The sequence below is a fragment of the Aromatoleum sp. genome (assembly GCF_035254505.1).
In the GTDB taxonomy this organism is placed as follows: domain Bacteria; phylum Pseudomonadota; class Gammaproteobacteria; order Burkholderiales; family Rhodocyclaceae; genus Aromatoleum.
Window position 1 is genome coordinate 99514 of sequence record NZ_DATFAO010000078.1, and the last position, 15382, is coordinate 114895.

Annotated in this window: 13 protein-coding genes; 5 read left to right on the top strand and 8 right to left on the bottom strand. The window is 66.1% G+C overall.

Annotated elements, in window-relative coordinates; all coding sequences use genetic code 11:
• Positions 1-159: 159 nt before the first annotated feature.
• From VJ673_RS15540 to VJ673_RS15555, 4 genes are read right to left on the bottom strand one after another with little or no spacing between them, the layout of a single operon-like run.
• Positions 160-1311, bottom strand: a complete 1152-nt coding sequence (locus VJ673_RS15540; protein ID WP_324127040.1) for an FAD-dependent monooxygenase — start codon at positions 1309-1311, stop codon at positions 160-162.
• The gene (locus VJ673_RS15545; protein WP_324127041.1) at positions 1304-2653 is read right to left on the bottom strand and encodes an aminopeptidase P N-terminal domain-containing protein; all 1350 of its coding nucleotides are present in this window, start codon (positions 2651-2653) and stop codon (positions 1304-1306) included. Before VJ673_RS15545 ends, VJ673_RS15540 begins: the two co-directional genes overlap by 8 nt.
• A gap of 56 nt (positions 2654-2709) precedes the next feature.
• A complete protein-coding gene (gene murU, locus VJ673_RS15550; protein WP_324127098.1) occupies positions 2710-3390 on the bottom strand; it encodes an N-acetylmuramate alpha-1-phosphate uridylyltransferase MurU in 681 nt (226 codons plus the stop codon).
• 17 nt (positions 3391-3407) lie between these two features.
• Complete coding sequence (locus VJ673_RS15555; protein ID WP_324127042.1) at positions 3408-4409, bottom strand: aminoglycoside phosphotransferase family protein; 1002 nt, start codon at positions 4407-4409, stop codon at positions 3408-3410.
• 56 nt (positions 4410-4465) lie between these two features.
• Here VJ673_RS15555 and VJ673_RS15560 point away from each other — a divergent pair, with 56 nt between their 5' ends.
• From VJ673_RS15560 to rsmA, 4 genes are all read left to right on the top strand, one after another.
• Positions 4466-7051: an LPS-assembly protein LptD gene (locus tag VJ673_RS15560; RefSeq protein WP_324127043.1), complete on the top strand. Its 2586-nt coding sequence runs from the start codon at positions 4466-4468 to the stop codon at positions 7049-7051.
• 34 nt (positions 7052-7085) lie between these two features.
• Positions 7086-8402 carry a peptidylprolyl isomerase gene (locus VJ673_RS15565; RefSeq protein ID WP_324127044.1) on the top strand — a complete coding sequence of 439 codons (1317 nt, stop codon included), beginning with the start codon at positions 7086-7088 and terminating at the stop codon, positions 8400-8402.
• Positions 8399-9382: a 4-hydroxythreonine-4-phosphate dehydrogenase PdxA gene (gene pdxA / locus VJ673_RS15570; RefSeq protein ID WP_324127045.1), complete on the top strand. Its 984-nt coding sequence runs from the start codon at positions 8399-8401 to the stop codon at positions 9380-9382. Before VJ673_RS15565 ends, pdxA begins: the two co-directional genes overlap by 4 nt.
• A gap of 189 nt (positions 9383-9571) precedes the next feature.
• Positions 9572-10351, top strand: a complete 780-nt coding sequence (rsmA, locus tag VJ673_RS15575; RefSeq protein WP_324127046.1) for a 16S rRNA (adenine(1518)-N(6)/adenine(1519)-N(6))-dimethyltransferase RsmA — start codon at positions 9572-9574, stop codon at positions 10349-10351.
• Positions 10352-10399: 48 nt separating this feature from the next.
• On the opposite strand, the gene VJ673_RS15580 is transcribed toward rsmA, so the two are convergent.
• The 4 genes from VJ673_RS15580 to VJ673_RS15595 form a co-directional block, all read right to left on the bottom strand.
• Positions 10400-10594, bottom strand: a complete 195-nt coding sequence (locus VJ673_RS15580) for a YgaP family membrane protein (RefSeq protein ID WP_324127047.1) — start codon at positions 10592-10594, stop codon at positions 10400-10402.
• 93 nt (positions 10595-10687) lie between these two features.
• The gene (locus tag VJ673_RS15585) at positions 10688-11359 is read right to left on the bottom strand and encodes a Crp/Fnr family transcriptional regulator (protein WP_324127048.1); all 672 of its coding nucleotides are present in this window, start codon (positions 11357-11359) and stop codon (positions 10688-10690) included.
• A gap of 26 nt (positions 11360-11385) precedes the next feature.
• Positions 11386-12147, bottom strand: coding sequence for an exodeoxyribonuclease III (gene xth / locus VJ673_RS15590; protein ID WP_324127049.1), 762 nt, complete (start codon positions 12145-12147; stop codon positions 11386-11388).
• A 114-nt stretch (positions 12148-12261) separates the two neighbouring features.
• Entirely contained in the window at positions 12262-13659 is a 1398-nt protein-coding gene (locus tag VJ673_RS15595) for an undecaprenyl-phosphate glucose phosphotransferase (RefSeq protein ID WP_324127050.1), read from the bottom strand.
• A gap of 464 nt (positions 13660-14123) precedes the next feature.
• Between VJ673_RS15595 and epsL the strand changes: the two genes are divergently transcribed.
• Positions 14124-15320 (top strand): XrtB/PEP-CTERM-associated polysaccharide biosynthesis outer membrane protein EpsL, encoded by a 1197-nt coding sequence (gene epsL / locus VJ673_RS15600; protein WP_324127051.1) that lies wholly within the window; start codon positions 14124-14126, stop codon positions 15318-15320.
• Positions 15321-15382 lie beyond the last annotated feature (62 nt).

The window sequence follows — 15382 nt, forward strand, 5'->3', positions numbered from 1 at the left end:
CGACCCGACTTGAAGTAGGGAAATCGGATCGTCCGACGATTCGACTTTCGGCATAGCTTCTAGGCCGCTTGCATGGCGTGGCGTTGGCGCGATCGGAGCGCCAGGGCGTATCGCGCCGAAAGTCTTAGTGCAATCCAGAGTTGCGGCGCGCCGCGGCGGTCAGAGCCAGGCGCGGGCGCCGAACATCATGCGTCGGGCGATGAAGTGGCGCAGCGGGGGCAGCATATCGAGCGCGAACAGGGCCGCGCCGCGGGCGTGATGCAGCGGGCCGACGTCATTGCTGAAGATGCGCACGAGACTGTCGGTGAAGTGGATCGCGCCGAAGCGGTCGAGGCGGCGGTTGTTGCGGTAGGCCTCGAGTGTGCCGGCCGCCCCGGGGTCGCCGGGATGTTCGGCAAGCGCTTGCGACAGAGCCCACACGTCGCGCAGGGCCAGGTTGAAGCCCTGGCCCGCGACCGGGTGTAGCGTCTGCGCGGCGTTGCCGAGCCAGACGGTGCGCTGTCCGACGGGATCGCGCCGGTAGCGCAGGCCCAGCGGGAAGCGCTGGCGGTCGCGGATTGCGGTGAACTGGACGCGGGTGCCGAAGGCGGTCTGCAGCCGTGCGAGATAGGCGCGGTCGTCGAGCGCCAGCAGTTCGGCGGCGCGTCCCGCTGGGACGACGTGCACGAGCGCGTAGTCCTTGCCGTAGGGTAGCAGCGCGATCGGGCCTTCGGAGGTGAAGCGTTCGAATGCGACCTGGCCGTGATCGGCTTGAACGGCGACGCGGCCGATCAGCGCGTGCTGGTCGTAGTCGCGCGTCACGACGCCTTCGGTGTCGGGCTGCAGTCCACCTTCCGCACAGGCGACGAGGCGAGCCGTGCAGTGGCTGCCGTGCACGGCCGAGCCGGGACCGGCGAGGCTGATCTCGACCTGTTCGGTGCCGGGCTTGAGCGCCGTGACCTCGGTTTCGTCCATCACGGGGATGCCGGCGGCGTCGACCGCTTGCCGTAGCGCTCCGGCGAGGGCGCCGGCAGCGAGTACGTAGCCGAGCGCGGGCAGGTCGTAGTCGCCGGCGTCGAGACGGGTGCGGCCGAAGCCGCCCTGCTGCGAGATGTGGATGTGGCGGATTGCTGTCGCCGGTAGCTGCGGCCAGACGCCGAGGCGTTCGAGCGTGAGGCGGGTGCCGTGGGCGAGCGCCAGTACGCGCGGATCTTCCGTGACCGCGGTGCGCGGACGGGTGTCGGCCAGCGCGACGTGCAGGCCGGTACCGCGCAGCGCGAGCGCCAGCGAGAGGCCGACTGGGCCGGCGCCGACGATCAGCAGGTCATGCACCGTCGCGCCCTTCGCGCATCGCTTCCTCGATGTCCGCGACCGTGCGCGGGGCGCTCTCGGTGATGTACTCGCAGCCGTCGGCGGTGACTACCGCGTCGTCCTCGATGCGTACGCCGATGTTCCAGAAGGCTTGCGGCACGTCGGAGGCGGGGCGGATGTAGCAGCCGGGTTCGACGGTGAGGACCATGCCGGGTTCGAGGGGGCGCCAGTCGCCGTCGCGCTTGTATTCGCCGGCGTCGTGCACGTCGCGCCCCAGCCAGTGGCCGGTGCGGTGCATGTAGAAGCGGCGGTAGTGGCCTTCTTCGATCACGGTGTCGAGGGTGCCGATCAAGAGGCCCAGATCGAGCATGCCCTGAGCGAGGACCCTCACCGCGGCATCGTGGGGCGCGTTCCAGTGCGAGCCGGGGCGGATCTCGGCCTTCGCCGCCGTCTGGGCGGCGAGCACGAGTTCATAGATATCGCGCTGCGGGCCGGTGAAGCGGCCGTTGACGGGGAAGCTGCGGGTGATGTCCGAGGCGTAGCCGTCGAGTTCGCAGCCGGCGTCGATCAGCAGCAGGTCGCCGTCAGCCATGAGGCAGTCGTTCTCGACGTAGTGCAGCACGCACGCGTTGGCGCCGCTCGCGACGATCGAGGGATAGGCCGGCGACTGGCTGCCGGCGCGGCGGAAGTGATGGATCAGTTCCGCCTCGATCTCGTATTCGTATTTCCCTGGTCGGGTTGCGGCCATCGCGCGGCGGTGGGCGGCGCCGGAGATTTCGCCGGCGCGGCGCATGACGGCGAGTTCGCTCGCGCCCTTGATGAGGCGCATCTCGTCGAGTTCGGCGCGCACGTCGCGGATCGAGTGCGGCGGCACCGTACCGGCGCGGGCGTTGGCACGCACGGCGTTGAGCGCGCGCAGCACGCGGGCGTCCCAGTCGTTGTCGTAGCCGAGGCTGCACCACAGGACGGGCTGGTTCGCGAGCAGTTCGGGCAGGCGCAGGTCGAGGTCGCCGATCGTGTAGGCCTCGTCGAAGCCGAAGCGCTCGCGCGCGCCGTCGGGGCCATGCCGGTAGCCGTCCCAGATCTCCCGCTCCTCGTTCTTCTCGCGGCAGAACAGGATCGACTTCGGCGTGTCGCCGGCGACGAGCACCACGACCGCTTCGGGTTCGCCGAAGCCGGTCAGGTAGTGGAAATAGCTGTCGTAGCGGAAGGGGAAGGAGGTGTCGCGGTTGCGCGCGCGCTCGACCGCGGTTGGCACGACGGCGACGCCGCCGCCCTGGGCAGCGATGTGCGCGAGCAGTCGTTCGCGGCGGGCACGGAAAGGCGCGATGTCGAGCGCGGAGAGGTCCAGGGGCGTGTTCATCGGGTCATTATTGCATGCGTCGGGCTGTGGCTTCGACCGCTGACGGCAGGTGGCGTTCAGGCGCCGCTGCTGCGAAGCCGTGCGTCGAGCTCGGCGAGCCGCACGGGCGTGCCGACGTCGAGCCAGTAGCCTTCGTGCAGTGCGCCGCCGACGCGGCCGGCATCCATCGCGTTGCGCAGCAGCGGGGCGAGCGGTGCGCGGTGCCCCGCCTCGATGCCTGCGAAGAGGCTGGGGTGGTATACGCCAATGCCGGAAAAGGTCAGCAGCGGGCCGCCGTTGCGATAGATGCGTCCCTCGGTGAGACGGAAGTCGCCTTCGGGGTGGTGTGCGGGGTTCGGGATCAGCAGCAGTCGGGCGAGATCGCCGTCCGCACCGACGCCAGCCCCCCATTCGCGAAGTGCCGCCGGATCGGCATCGCAGAAGATGTCGCCGTTGATCACGAGGAAGGGCTCGTCGCCCAACAGTGGGAGCGCCTGGCGGATGCCGCCGGCGGTTTCCAGCGCCTCGGCTTCCGGCGAGTAGCGGATGCGCAGGCCGAAGCGAGTGCCGTCGCCGAGCGCCGCTTCGATCATCGCGCCGAGATGGGCGTAGTTGATGACGACGTCGCTGAAGCCTGCCTGGCGCAGCCGTTCGAGGTGCCAGACGATCAAGGGCTTGCCGCCCGCCTGCAGCAGCGGCTTGGGGCAGGTGTCGGTCAGCGGGCGCATGCGTTCGCCACGCCCGGCTGCGAGGATCATTGCGCGCATGGACGGACTCAGAAGGTGTAGCCGACTTCGACCGGTTCGGGGTCGAGGTGGTCGAGGAGTTTCAGCAACGGCCCGAGGTCGCGATAGCGCTTGCAGGCGCGGCGCAGGTAGTCCATCACGAGCGGCATGTCGCGGAGATACCCGTCCTTGCCGTCGCGGTGGTAAAGGCGGGCGAAGATGCCGAGCACCTTGATGTGGCGCTGCACGCCCATCCATTCGTAGTCGCGGTGGAAGTCCGAGAAGTCGGCGCGCACGGGCAGGCCGAGCTTGCGCGCGGCTTCCCAGTAGCGCGCGAGCATGTCGAGCGTGAAGTCCTCTTCCCAGTGGATGTAGGCGTCCTTGAAGAGCGAGGCGAGGTCGTAGGTCAGCGGGCCGTAGACGGCGTCCTGGAAGTCGATGATGCCGGGGCTCGCGCCTTCGGCGAGGTACATCAGGTTGCGCGAATGGTAGTCGCGGTGCACGAAGACCCGAGGCTCGGCGAGGTTCGCGGCGAGGATCTTGTCGAAGGTCGCCATCAGCGTGGCGTGCTGGCGCTCGTCGAGCGTCACGCCCTTGTGGCGCGCGATGTACCAGTCGGGGAAGAGCATCAGCTCGCGCAGCAGCAGTTCGCGCGAGTACTCGGGCAGCGCGCCGGGGCGGCTCGCCTTCTGGATCGCGACGAGCGAGCCGAGCGCGTCCGCGTAAAGGTCGTGGGCGTTGTCGGGCGTCAGCGCGGCGAGGTAGGTCGTGCTGCCGAGATCGGACAGCATCAGGAAGCCTTGTTCGAGATCCTGCGCGAGGACGTCCGGCACGTGGGCGCCGGCGTCGCGGAAGAGTTCGGCGACGTGCAGCCAGGGGCGGCAGTCCTCGTGCGCGGGCGGGGCGTCCATGATCACGCGTGTCGTGCCGTCGGCGAGACGGATGCGGAAATAGCGCCGGAAGCTCGCGTCGGCCGAGGCGGGCGCGAGTTCGAATTCGGCTCCCGGAAGTTGGGCGTGCAGCCAGTCGTTCAGTTGGGCGAGTCTTTGCACCGGGTTCTCCGCGACGCTTCGTGTAAAATCCGCGAGTTTATCAAAAGGCCGCAGTCATGCCGGCAGGCATGGGGAGAGAGGCGGCCGTCATCCAGGATTGGGGAAGGCGCTTGCGCGAATCGCAATTAAGAACGCAGTTGCGGCTGATTCCACTGCTGCTGTGCTGTATCTCCAGCTCCGCCTTGCCGGCCGGGTTGGCGCCGCTCGTCGTTTCGCCGGATCTCGTGCCCGAAGGCGGCGGCAAGGCGACTGCACCGTCGACGTCGCCTGCTGCGACGACAAGGGGTGGAGCTGCGCCCGCCGCCGGCGCGGCGAGCCAGGCAAAGCCCGGCTCGCCGCGTGCGACAACGAAGAAGGGGACGGAGGTCGTCGTCAAGCCCGTGCCTATGGAGCCGGAGCTCGAGCCCGGAGTGACCGAGATCCGTGCCGACCACATCCGCGGCACGCGCTCCGTGGAGACCATTGCCGAGGGCAACGCCGAGGTGCGGCGGGACGACACGGTGCTCACGGCGGACCGCATCGAATACCGCGAACTCGACGACGAGGTGCACGCAGTCGGAAACGTCCAGCTGAAGGAAACGGAGGCCTCCATCGCGGGCCCGGAAGCCCGGATGAAGCTGACCGAGCATCTGGGCCAGTTCGACACCCCGGACTACTGGTTCAAGCGCGAGGCGCACGAGAAGACCGGCGTCGAGGCAGCGCACACGGGGCCGTGGGCGGGCTATCCCTCCTTGAAAGGCGGCGGCAGCACCAAGTCGTCGCGGCAGAAGCAAAGCCAGCCGACCGCTGCCGAGCGCGAAGTGTCGGGCGGCGGTCATGCCGACGTGATGTACTTTCAGGGCGAAAATCAGTACGAGCTCAAGAATGCGACGTGGTCGACCTGCCAGGCGAGCGATCCCGACTGGTACGTGAAGGCTAGTGAGCTGCACCTCGACTACGACCGCGAGGTCGGCGAGGCGCACAACGCGTCGATCGTGTTCAAGGACGTCCCGCTGCTATGGTGGCCGTGGGCTGACTTCCCGCTCGTCGGGCAACGCCAGTCCGGTTTCCTGTCGCCGACCTTCGGCGTGTCGAACAAAGTCGGCCTCGACGTCTCGATTCCGTACTATTGGAACATCGCGCCGAACTACGACGCGACGTTCGCGCCACGCTTCATGGGGCGTCGAGGCACCCAGCTCGCGACCGAATTTCGCTACCTGACGCCGACCGAGAAGGGCGAGAGCCGCATCGAATGGCTGCCGCGCGACAACGTCACCGGCGAGGACCGGGCGCTGGGCTCCTTCCAGCATCAGCAGATCCTGATGCCCGGCCTGTTCGGCTCGATCGACGTCAACGCCGTGTCGGACAAGCACTACTTCGAGGATCTCAGCTCGCGCGTGTCGCTGTCGTCGCGCGCGACGCTGCTGCGCGAGGGGCGACTGACCTATGCCGCGAGCGACTGGTGGAACGCGTCGGCGTTGGTTCAGAGCTACCAGACGCTCTCGGGCGTCGCGCCCTACCAGCGACTGCCGCAGCTCACCTTCAACGCCAACCGCAACGAACTCGCCGGCGGTACGTCCTTCATCATGCGCTCGGAGTTCGTGCAGTTTAGGCACGTCGATGAGGACAAGCCCGAAGGCAGTCGCCTCACGCTGTATCCGCAGGTCGCGCTGCCCTACGAGCGCGCCGGCTACTTCGTGACGCCGAAGTTCGGCGTGCATTACACGCACTACGACCTCGACAACGGCCTGCCGGCCGTGCCGGGCGGCCCCCTCACCGAGGGCCGGACGATCAATCGCACGCTGCCGATCTTCACGCTCGACAGCGGCCTGATCTTCGAGCGCGACACCGCCTTCTTCGACAAGGCCTACGTCCAGACGCTGGAGCCGCGCCTGTATTACGTGCGTGTGCCGACCCGCAATCAAGACGAGATCCCGGTCTTCGATTCTGCGCGCTACGACTTCGGTCTCGCGCAGATCTTCTCCGAGAACCTGTACTCAGGCGGTGACCGGATCGCCGATGCGAACCAGGTCACGGCCGCCGTGACCTCCCGCCTCGTCGACGGCGAGACGGGGGCCGAGCGCCTGCGGGCCACCGTCGGACAGCGCTTCTATTTCGACGACCAGCAGGTGACGTTGCCCGGAGAGACGCCGCGCACCGGTCGGCGCGCGGACATCCTCGGCGTATTCAGCGGCCGCGTGAGCCGCAGCACCTCGCTGGATTCGGCATGGCAGTACAACCCGCGCGACAGCCAGACCGAGCGCTTCAACTTCCGCGTCCGCTACTCGCCGGATATCGGCCGCGCGCTGAACCTGTCGTACCGCTACTCGCGCGACGTGCTGCAGGATCTGGACTTGTCCGGTCAGTGGCCGCTCGGCGGCGGCTGGTACGGTGTCGGACGCATCACCCGTTCGCTGAAGGAAAATCGGATTACGGAATCCCTCGCCGGGATCGAGTACGATGGCGGCTGCTGGGTGTTCCGCACCGCGCTGCACCGTTTTGCTACCAACCCTGAGGATGTGACGCAGGCCTTCTTCGTGCAACTTGAATTCAACGGCCTGACGAGCGTCGGTTCGAGCCCGATCAACCTGCTCAGGCGCAGCGTCGCCGGCTACGGGAAGATCAACGACCCCGTGGGCGACCGCATCTTCGGCGCCGACTGACGGCCCCTCGCTCCTCACGAGAATTTCACTGATCATGATCCGAATTCCCTCGCGTCCGGGCCTTGCCCTGGTTCTTGCCCTTCAATGCACGGGCGTCCTGCTGCCGACTCCCGCGGCCGCCAGGCCGGTCGAAGTCGACCGCATTGCCGCCATCGTCAATAACGAAGTCGTCACCACCGTCGAATTGAAGGAGCGCGTCGCGCAAATCACGCGCCAGCTCAACCGCCAGGGGACACAGCTGCCGCCCGCGGACGTGCTCGAGCGGCAATTGCTCGAGCGGATCGTGCTCGAGAAGGCGCAGATGCAGCTCGCGAAGGAGTCGGGCATCCAGGCCGACGACGCGACGCTCGAGCGCGCGATCAGCCGGATCGCTGAAAACAACCGCATGAGCGCGTCGGATCTGCGCGCAGCACTCACGAAGGACGGCATCTCGTGGGAGCAGTTCCGTGACCAGATCCGCAGCGAGATCGTGATGACCCGCCTGCGCGAACGCGAGGTCGAGAACCGCGTGGTTGTGACCGACGCGGAGATCGACAACTACCTTGCCACCAATCCGGAAGGGGTGGCGAACGAGGAGTTCCAGCTCGCGCATATCCTCGTGCGCATCCCCGAAGGGGCGAACCAGCGTCAGCTCATGGAGCGCGGCGCGCGGGCGGAACAGGTGCTGACGCGGCTGCGCGCGGGCGAGGATTTCGGCCGTCTCGCCGCCGAATACTCCGACGCCCCCGACGCCTTGACTGGCGGCGCACTGGGCTGGCGTACGCGCGATCGCGTGCCGGGCCTGTTCACCGACGTGGTGGGGCAGCTCAAGCCGGGCGAAGTGTCCGGCATCCTGCGCAGCGCCGCCGGGCTGCATATCGTGAAGCTCGTCGACAAGCGCGGCGGCGGCAACGCCGGTCCGGTTCAGATGCAGCAGACGCGCGCGCGCCATATCCTGATCCGCACGTCCGAAATCCTGTCCGATGCCGAGGCGGAGGCCCGCCTGCGCGGCCTGCGCGAGCGCATCGTCAACGGTGCGAACTTCGCCGAGTTGGCGAAGGCGAATTCCGGGGACCTGTCTGCGGCGAAGGGGGGCGACCTCGGCTGGCTGAATCCGGGCGACACGGTGCCGGAATTCGAACACGCGATGGACGCGCTGAAGCCGGGTGAAGTGAGTCAGCCCGTGAAATCGCCTTTCGGCTGGCACCTGATCATGGTCGAGGCGCGCCGCGTGCAGGACGTGTCCGACGAGCGCAAGCGCAACGCCGCACGCAATGCGCTGCGCGCGCGCAAGTCCGACGAAGCCTACGAAGAATGGCTGCGTCAGCTGCGCGATCGCACCTACGTCGAATACCGGCTCGACAAGGAATGAGCGAGGTCGTCGCGAAGCAGCCTGTCCTGGCGGTCACGAGCGGCGAGCCGGCGGGCGTCGGATCGGAGCTTTGTGCGCGGCTGCTCGATCGGGCGTGGCCGGCGCGGCTGGTCGTGCTCGGTGACATCGGGCTGATTCGCGAACGCGCCGGCGATGGAGTGCCAGTCGTCGCGTATGAAGCGTCGGCGGAGCCGCCGTCGGGCGCGCTGGAAGTGCTGCATCTGCCTTTGAGTGTGCCTGCGCAGGCCGGCGTGCTCGATCCGGCGAACGGGGCTTACGTGCTTGCGTTGCTCGACCGTGCGCTGGCGGGCTGCCGTAGCGGCGAATTCGCCGGGATGGTGACCGCGCCGGTGCACAAGGGCGTGATCAACGATGCCGGGGTGCCCTTCAGCGGGCATACGGAATACCTTGCCGAGCATACGGACACGCCGCTCGTCGTGATGATGCTGGTCGGAGGTGGATTGCGGGTCGCACTTGCGACGACGCATCTGCCGCTCGCGGCGGTACCGGCGGCGATCACGCGGGAGGTGCTGGAGGAGACGCTGCGGATCCTGCATCGCGATCTCGTCGAACGCTTCGCGCTGCCCGCGCCGCGCATCCTCGTCGCCGGATTGAATCCGCATGCGGGGGAAGGCGGACACATGGGGCGCGAGGAGATCGAGGTCATTACGCCCGTGCTTGAAAAGCTGCGCGGCGAGGGAATGCATCTCGTCGGGCCCTTGCCGGCCGATACGCTCTTCGTGCCGCATACGCTGGAGCAGGGCGATGCGGTGTTGGCGATGTATCACGACCAGGGCTTGCCAGTGTTGAAGCATGCGAGCTTCGGTGGCGGCGTGAATGTGACGCTGGGCTTGCCGATCATCCGGACTTCGGTGGATCACGGGACGGCGCTTGATCTCGCGGGGACGGGGAAGGCGGATCCGGGGAGCTTGTATGCTGCAGTGGAACTGGCGATCCGGATGGCGGCGGGGCGCGGCTGAGCGATTTCCGTTTTTACTGGGGCCCCGGTGGGCGGTGTGCCGGTCGGCCCGCCCGCGCGACGGCGGCTTCCGGTCCTCGTTGGCGCGGGGCGGACGCCTCGGCCCGAAAGCCGCCATCGCGCGGACTACAGAGTGCAAGCGATGCCGCTTATGGCTTCGCTGGGCGCCTTAATACAATAGAGATGAGTGATGACTGAGCATCGTGCCCGTAAGCGTTTCGGGCAGAATTTCCTGTCCGACCCGAACATCATCCGCAAGATCATCGATGCGATCCGGCCCGTGGCGGGCGAGACGATGGTCGAGATCGGGCCGGGACTCGGCGCGATGACGGATCCGCTGGTCGAGCGGCTGGGGCACCTGAACGTCGTCGAGATCGACCGCGATCTGATCGCGCGGCTGAAGGAGCGCTATACGCCCGAGCGGCTGACGATCCATGAAGGCGATGCGCTGAAGTTCGATTTCGGCACCCTCGGGGCACCGCTGCGCGTGGTCGGCAACTTGCCGTACAACATCTCGACGCCCTTGCTCTTTCATCTCGCGAGCTTCGCGGAAAACGTCGCCGATATGACCTTCATGCTGCAGAAGGAGGTCGTGATGCGCATGGTGGCGGAGCCGGGGACCGACGATTACGGCCGCCTGTCGGTGATGCTGCAGTACCGCTTCCGCATGGCGCGGCTCTTCGATGTGCCGCCGGGGGCCTTCCGGCCGGCGCCGAAGGTGACCTCGAGCATCGTGCGAATGGTTCCGCTGCCGCCGGCGGAGCTCGGTGCGAAGGACGAGGCGCTGCTGGAGCGCATCGTCGCGGCGGCTTTCGGGCAGCGTCGCAAGACGCTGCGCAATACGCTGCGCGATTTTCTCGGCGAGGAGGACTTCGCGGCCCTCGGCCTTGATCCCGGGCTGCGCGGTGAGCGGCTCTCGGTCGCGGAGTATGTCGCGATCGCGAATCACATCAGCGCGCGCGGGCAATAAGAAAAAAGCCGGGATCTCCCGGCTTTTTGCATTCTGGCGCGGGACCGCTCAGGCTTTCTTCAACGGACAGGTGTTGAGGCCGAAGAGCGTGTAGGCCGGGCACCAGCCCATCAGGCCGGTCACGAGGGGCACGACGCCGATCCAGGTCCAGGGCGTGCCCATGCCCAGGGCTGCGAGGGTGATCAGCAGCAGGCCTGCGATGATGCGAAGGATCTTGTCGATTCCGCCGACGTTGGATTTCATGGTCTTCTCCGGTTGGGTTCACTGAAACGTGAGCCTATTTGAGCACCGGAGCGTCCGTGGGTCTGTAACCTCGGTTACATAGCGATCCGGGCGCTAACGTCCTTCGCTTGCGATCCGGCGCAGGCTGGCCGGGTCGAGGATCTCGATCTGTTCGCGTGACAGGCGGACCAGGCCTTGCGCGGCGAAGCCCTTCAGCAGGCGGCTGACGAACTCGCGCACGCTGCCGAGTTCGTCGGCGAGTTGTTGATGCGTGACATGGAGCAGCCGGCCCTTGCCGAGCAGTTGCGCGGCGAGGCGCTGGTCGAGGCGGCGGAAGGCGACTTCCTCGATGAGTTGCATCAGGTCGGCGATGCGCTCGGCGAAGAGGTGGAAGACGAAACCGCGGAACACCGGTTCCGCGAGCAGGGTGTCGAATTCCGCCTTCGGCAGCAGGAGCAGCAGCGTGTCGGCTTCGGCGATGCCGCGGGCGTTGTAGTCCTCGTGGCCGAGCAGGCAGGACGAGGAGATGATGCAGGTCTCGCCGGGTGCGACGCGATAGAGCGGCAGCTCGCGGCCATTGGGTGCGCACTTGACGACGCGCACCGAGCCTTCAAGGACGAAGGGGAAGCCTTCGCAGGCCTGGCGGTCGTCGAAGAGCATGGCGCCCGCAGGCACCTTGGCCCAGCGCCCGGTCGCGAGGACCCGGCGCTGGGCGTCCGCGGACAGGCCGGCGATGATCGGGTAGCGGGCCGCGAGGCGGTCCAGCTCGGTGACGTTGAGGCTCATGGCCTCATCATGCCACGCCGGACCGGTCAGCAGGCGAGTTCGATCATCACCGGAGCGTGGTCCGACGGGCGTTCGAGTTTGCGTGGGGTCTTGTCGATGATGCAGCTGCTGCACTGGCCGAGCAGGCCGGGCGAGAGCAGCAGGTGGTCGATGCGCAGGCCGAAGTTGCGGCGGAAGGCGCCCATGCGGTAGTCCCACCAGGAGAAGCTGCGCTCGGCCTGCTCGAAGAGGCGGAAGGCGTCGGTGAGGCCCAGGGCAGTGAGGCCGGCGAAGGCTGCGCGCTCCTGCGGGGAGACGTGGATCTCGTCCTTCCAATCAGGGTGGGCGTCGCGGTCTTCAGGGGCGATGTTGAAGTCGCCGCCGAGCACGAGCCGTTCATGCGAGCGCAGTTCCTCGCGCAGCCAGTCGGTGAGCGCCGCGATCCAGCGCATCTTGTATTCGAATTTTTCCGATCCGACGGCCTGGCCATTCGGAAAGTAGGCGCTGACGACGCGCACGCCGTTGATGGTCGCCGCGATGACGCGCTTCTGCTCGTCGACGAAACCGGGGATGCCGATGGTGACGGATTCGAGCGGGGCGGGGCTGAGGATGGCGACGCCGTTGTAGGTCTTCTGGCCGCTGAATACGGCCTTGTAGCCTGCCGCTTCGAGTTCGCCGAGGGGGAAGGCCTTGTCTTCCATCTTGAGTTCCTGCAGGCAGAGCGCGTCGGGTCGATTGGAGGCAAGCCAGTCGAGGACGTGCGGCAGGCGGACCTTGAGCGAATTGACGTTCCAGGTGGCAATCTTCACGGGTGGGGGATCCGGGGATGAAGGGAGGGCGCGGAGCCGTGCCGGTCGTGCGCACGGCGTCGCGGCCGCCATTGTGCCAGCGCCGGCCCGCTGTCCGCCATCGTCGCCCGGCGGTCAATACGCGTTGCAGTCCTTCACGACGAGCAGGGCCGTGCGCGCGATGATCCGCAGGTCGAGGCCGAGCGACCAGTTGCGCAGGTAGTCGAGGTCGTACTCGATGCGCTTTCGCATCTTCTCGACGGTCTCGGTTTCGCCGCGATAGCCGTTCACCTGCGCCCAACCGGTGATACCCGGCTTGACCTTGTGGCGGACCATGTAGCCCTTGATCTGCTTGCGGTACATCTCGTTGTGGGCGACGGCGTGCGGGCGTGGGCCGACGATGCTCATGCGCCCCTGCAGGACGTTGATGAACTGGGGCAGCTCGTCGAGCGAGGTCCTGCGGATGAAGGCGCCGAAGCGCGTGACGCGCTCGTCGTTGCGGGTCGCCTGGCGGATCTCGCCGCCATTTTCGCAGACGCGCATCGAGCGGAACTTGTAGACCATGATCTCCCGGCCGTCGAGTCCATAGCGCTTCTGTCTGAAGATCGCCGGTCCGGGGGACGAAACTTTGACGCCGATCGCGACCGCGAGCAGCATCGGCGTCAGCAGGATCAGGATCAGCACCGACAGCACGATGTCCGAGAGCCGCTTGACGACGTGGTTGATGCCGGTGAAGGGCGTCTCGCATACGGCGACCACCGCCATGCCGCCGAGGTTGTCGAGGCGGCCCTGGATGAGGTCGGTGACGAAGATGTCGGGCACGAAGTAGATCGACGCCGTGGTGTCCTTGAATTGGTCCAGCAGTTCGAGGATGCGCGGTTGCGTCGCCATCGGCAGGGCGAGGTAGACCGCGTCGATGTGATGGCGTTTGACGAAGTCGGCCAGTTCCTCGATGCGGCCGAGAAGCGGCAGGCCCTCGGTCTTGGGCAGGCGTTCGGGCGGACGGTCGTCGAAGAAGCCGACGACGCGCGTGCCGAGGTGGGGGTGGCTGCCGAACTGTTGGACGAGTTGCAGGCCGACATCGTTGACGCCGGCGACGACGGCGCTGCGCAGCGCGTTGCTGCGGGCCAGCCACTGCGGCAGCACCGCGCGCGTGGCAGCGTGCGCGGCGATCAGCGCCAGCGGCGGGAGCGTGGCCCAGTTAAAGAGCAGGGTTTGCGGAAAATAGTGGAAATAGCCGCTCGCGTAGCCGAAGGCACCGGCAATCGCGACAAAGAGCAGCCAGTTCTTCACGACCTTGCGCGTGGCGGAATGAACGTTCTCGTGAAGCCCGATATTCCCCGGGAATGTCAGCGAAAACGCCAGTGCGCCCGCGACGAGGTAGGGCGGACTCAACAGGCGTTCGCCGTGCCAGGCGGCACTGCCATAGAAGACGGCGACGATGATAATCGGATCGATAAAGGCTTCTGCAATCCCGGCCAGCGTAAACGTGCCGCGCAGTAGGTTGTCTCGACTTTCCAGCGTTGCTTGCATGATTTATAAAGTTTTTAGGTGTCGCGATGCAGCGTGCGGTTGCAATTGGCGATCCCGATGGACCTACCGTACCCGTCGGCGGCGATCGGGCAGGAGAATCGGGCAGGAGAATCGGGCAGGAGAATCAATTGACGCATATGGTACGGACTGACCGAAGGAGTCCCCGTGGCTTTGTAATAAAACATCTTCTTGCAATTGGCTTGCCCGGTCTTGGCATATTCCATTTCGTCGGCCGCGGTCGCTTTCTCCATAAGAGCGTGAAATTTTTATAAAGTTAAAAGAATCAATGTGATGCGCGTCTATTTCTCTCCCCTCCCACGGCTGGATGCCGTTTGATGAGGGTAATACCGTAGGCGGCGGCTACCGGCTTTCAGGAAGGATCTACCTTTTTAATGTGCTTACAAGCTTCCCTTTTGCCCCGTCCATTTCCACTAGACTCTCCCGACACAAATAAAGGTCCAGGCATGAAGCGTTCAACGCCAGTTCTTGGAGTCATTTCCCTGTCACTGATGGGGCTCGTTGACGGAGCCCGCGCCGACGAAGGGGATGCATTTAATTTTCATATCGGGCAAGGCTTCCGTTATGAAAGCAATCTATATCGGCTCGCGGACGAAAAGACAGCACCAGAGGGCAAGCAATACGACACCGTGAGCGAGACGAGCGTGGGGATGAAGTTCGACCGGATTTACGGTCGGCAGCATCTTCTCGCCGACGTGAATCTATTGAGTGAGCGATTTTCGGTTCATAGCAATTTGAACCATGACAGCCCGGACGCGAAATTCGCGTGGGAATGGCAATTGGGAAATCGCTGGAGCGGGGATCTGAGCCACGCCTATCGCGAAAGTCTGCTCGGCTTTGACGAGGTGAGCGGCACGACGCAGAGCTTGAATACCTACGTCCGCTCGCACGCGAGCGCGGACTTTTGGTGGCATCCGAGCTGGGCCACGGGGGCAGGTTTCACGCGGGCGACGAGCCGTTTCGACGACCCGCGCCAATCCTCAGGCGAGTTCGATACCGACACTGTCGACGTGAACCTGACGTACCGACCAGCGACCGGCAATCGCGCGGTGCTGACCCTGCGGGACACGGATGGCTTGTACCCCAACCGTCCGGCGGTGGCAGGGTCCATCCGCGACTACCGGCAGCGGGAGGTCCGGCTCGCGGGCGAGTGGCAAATCACTGGCGCGACGCACCTTTCCGGCTTTATCGGCCGGACTCGCGTCGAGTATCGACTGGCGCCGGAGCGCGACTTCAGCGGCACGATTGGACGGATCGGGGTGCTGTGGAATGCGACCGCGAAGTCCTCACTGGCCCTCAGCGTGAGGCGCGAGATCGGGGCGCAGCAGGATGTCGCGGCAAACTTCGCGGTGACGGAGGCGGTGACGCTGACGCCCCGCTGGGCGATCAGTGACAAGGTGGCCGTGGGGGCCGGACTCGAGTGGCGGCGACGGGACTTTCGCGGCGATCCTGAACTCGGTGCTGTTTCAACGCGGCCCAGACCGACGGATCGCAGTTATCGCTATGGACTGTTCGCGGAATATCGGCCGATGCGGGCGCTGAGCTTTTTGCTGAACGTGCAGCACCAGGCACGGCAGGGTTCGGATTCGGCTAGGGGCTATTCGGCCAACGTCGTCGACTTTGTCGCTAATTTTGAATTCTAGTTCGTGATTTTCGGGAACGAAGGTCATGAAATATCGTGACGATCTTTATCGTGGTTCTCGTT

Excerpts from the sequence above, each read along its gene's own strand:
- VJ673_RS15545 (WP_324127041.1), bottom strand. The coding sequence starts at position 2,653 with ATGAACACGCCCCTGGACCTCTCCGCGCTCGACATCGCGCCTTTCCGT.
- murU (WP_324127098.1), bottom strand. The coding sequence starts at position 3,390 with ATGATCCTCGCAGCCGGGCGTGGCGAACGCATGCGCCCGCTGACCGAC.
- VJ673_RS15560 (WP_324127043.1), top strand. The coding sequence starts at position 4,466 with ATGCCGGCAGGCATGGGGAGAGAGGCGGCCGTCATCCAGGATTGGGGA.
- VJ673_RS15565 (WP_324127044.1), top strand. The coding sequence starts at position 7,086 with ATGATCCGAATTCCCTCGCGTCCGGGCCTTGCCCTGGTTCTTGCCCTT.
- pdxA (WP_324127045.1), top strand. The coding sequence starts at position 8,399 with ATGAGCGAGGTCGTCGCGAAGCAGCCTGTCCTGGCGGTCACGAGCGGC.
- rsmA (WP_324127046.1), top strand. The coding sequence starts at position 9,572 with ATGACTGAGCATCGTGCCCGTAAGCGTTTCGGGCAGAATTTCCTGTCC.
- VJ673_RS15580 (WP_324127047.1), bottom strand. The coding sequence starts at position 10,594 with ATGAAATCCAACGTCGGCGGAATCGACAAGATCCTTCGCATCATCGCA.
- VJ673_RS15585 (WP_324127048.1), bottom strand. The coding sequence starts at position 11,359 with ATGAGCCTCAACGTCACCGAGCTGGACCGCCTCGCGGCCCGCTACCCG.
- VJ673_RS15595 (WP_324127050.1), bottom strand. The coding sequence starts at position 13,659 with ATGCAAGCAACGCTGGAAAGTCGAGACAACCTACTGCGCGGCACGTTT.
- epsL (WP_324127051.1), top strand. The coding sequence starts at position 14,124 with ATGAAGCGTTCAACGCCAGTTCTTGGAGTCATTTCCCTGTCACTGATG.